This window comes from Absicoccus porci (assembly GCF_003725415.1).
GTDB classification, from domain to species: domain Bacteria; phylum Bacillota_I; class Bacilli_A; order Erysipelotrichales; family Erysipelotrichaceae; genus Absicoccus; species Absicoccus porci.
In genome coordinates this window covers 1-1,607 of the sequence record NZ_RJQC01000011.1, presented here as the reverse complement: position 1 = coordinate 1,607, position 1,607 = coordinate 1, and the positions used below count along the sequence as shown (strand labels likewise).

Sequence of the window (1,607 nt, the reverse complement as noted above, 5' to 3'; positions counted from 1 at the left end):
ATATGTAAATAAACCCGTTATGATACAAATAACTGTTTGTTCACAACGGGTTTTGTTTATAACATCATAGACACTGATTTATCTGACGCTTACACTTTTTATATGAAATTAACAGAAAAACAGAAGATTGAAATTTATCAGAAGAGAAAACAAGGAACACCTATTCCATGTCTCTCTTTAGAATATGGAATAAACAAGTCTGGTATTAAATATCTTGTTTGTTTAATAGATGCACATGGATTGGATATTGTTAAGCATGATTACCATCGCTACACACCTGAATTCAAATTAAATGCAATCAATAGAGTTCTTATTAATCAAGAGAGTATCAATTCAGTATCCATTAATTTGGGATTATCGAATATCGGAACATTACCAAGATGGATTAAAGAATATACAGAAAATGGGTATACTGTTGTAGAAAAGAAACGAGGTAGAAAGTCTCATGGCAAAGAAGACAGACAATCTGCAGGCGGAAAACAAAGCACTGAAGGAAGAAAATGCGAAGCTACGCAGGCAGAACGAGATTCTTATGATACAACAAGAATACTTAAAAAAATTAGATGCCTTAGTAACGGCAAGAGAGAAGCGAGAAAAGCAGAAATAGCTCAGGCAGTAACGGAACTAAGGCATGAAACCAAACGATCATTATCGTTTATTTTAAATGCGATTAATAGTTCAGACACACTGCCACACATTACCAGAAGTGATTATTACTACTGGTGCAATCATACTGATGCAGATTGGAAATATGCTGATTTGATGAATCGGATTATCACTATTTTCTATACACATAAAGCTAGATATGGATATAGAAGAATGACACTTGCCTTATGGAACGAAGGCATTCATGTAAACCATAAACTAGTACAACGCTTAATGAATAAGATGGGACTGTTAGGTGTTACGCCTAAGGCTAAATATAAGTCATATAAGGGGGATATGAATGGCACAGTAAAGAATTTACTGTTAGATAAAGTAGTTGACGAGGAAGAACATAAGACATACTACAATCGCAATTTCAGTACAACCACAGTAAACGAGAAATGGACAACAGACGTATCGGAATTTCATATAGCTGCAGGTAAGTTGTATTTATCACCAATACTTGACATGTATAATCATGAAATCATTTCCTATAATTTATCAACCAATCCAAACTTTGCACAGACCATGGACATGTTGGATAAAGCATTTAAGCAATATCCAAATTTAAAGGGATTAATATTCCATTCAGATCAAGGATGGCAATATCAGATGCAAGCATATCATAAGAAATTGAAAGATAAAGGAATCATCCAATCAATGTCTAGAAAAGGCAATTGTTTGGACAACTGTGTTATGGAAAACTTCTTTGGAAAGTTAAAAAACGAAATGTTTTATGGACATGAATTCGAATTTAAGACAATAGAGCAGTTAAAAGGCGCAATAGAAGAATACATCAATTATTACAATACAGAACGTATCCAAACCAGATTAAAAGGCCTGACCCCTTGCCAAGCAAGAATTCAAGCCGAGAGTGTAATCTAAACTGTGTAAGTTAGTTAGATGCGTACGGCTAACTAATGAACACAGTTTTTATTATGCCTATCTCATGATATGGTTGA

Annotated in this window: 1 protein-coding gene; it reads left to right on the top strand. The window is 34.0% G+C overall.

Translation table 11 applies throughout. The features are described 5' to 3' along the window. The first annotated feature begins 102 nt into the window (after positions 1-102). A complete protein-coding gene (locus EDX97_RS11565; protein ID WP_245978070.1) occupies positions 103-1,530 on the top strand; it encodes an IS3 family transposase in 1,428 nt (475 codons plus the stop codon). Positions 1,531-1,607 lie beyond the last annotated feature (77 nt).